Annotated in this window: 1 protein-coding gene; it reads right to left on the minus strand. The window is 58.0% G+C overall.

Annotated features, from left to right (window positions below; all coding sequences use genetic code 11):
- Positions 1 to 106: 106 nt before the first annotated feature.
- The coding region (locus K5Q73_RS21920) for a hypothetical protein (RefSeq protein WP_220766200.1) at positions 107 to 517 on the minus strand (411 nt) is incomplete at its 5' end.

Here is a 517-nt window from a genome sequence, read left to right on the forward strand (position 1 = left end):
GCGTACTCCCCCCCTTTTCCTTTTCCTTTCCTTCACTTCCTCTCTCTCCTTCGCCCCCCTTTTTCCTTCTCCTTTCCTTTCCCCTCTTTCGCTCTTCTGCCTTGCTTCACTTCCTCCTGCCCTTGGTCTTCCCCTCCCCCTCTTTCCGGCTTTGTTGGGGCCAGGCCCCCTCCCCCTTTCTCCTCTCTCCCTTCTCTCCCCCCCCCCTCCTCTCCCTCTTTTCCTTCTTTTTCTCTCTTTCTCCCCTCTTTCCTCTCTTCCCCTCCCCTTCCCCCCTCCCCCCCCTTTTTCTCTCCCCCCTTTTCTTCTCTCCCTCTTTTTTCCCTCTCTCCTCTCTCCTTCCCCCCTTCCTTCTTCTTCTCTTTCTCCCCCTTTCCCTCTCTCTCTTTCTCTCCCTCCCCCTCCTTTCCTTTCCCCCTTCCTCCCTTCCCGCTTTTGCTTTCTTCCCCTTCTCTCGCCCCCCCCCTTCCCTTCCTTCCGCCTTGCCCCTTTGCCCCCCCCCCTTCTTTTCCCTACC

The sequence above is a fragment of the Shewanella sp. MBTL60-112-B2 genome, assembly GCF_019655055.1.
Taxonomy (GTDB): Bacteria; Pseudomonadota; Gammaproteobacteria; order Enterobacterales; family Shewanellaceae; genus Shewanella.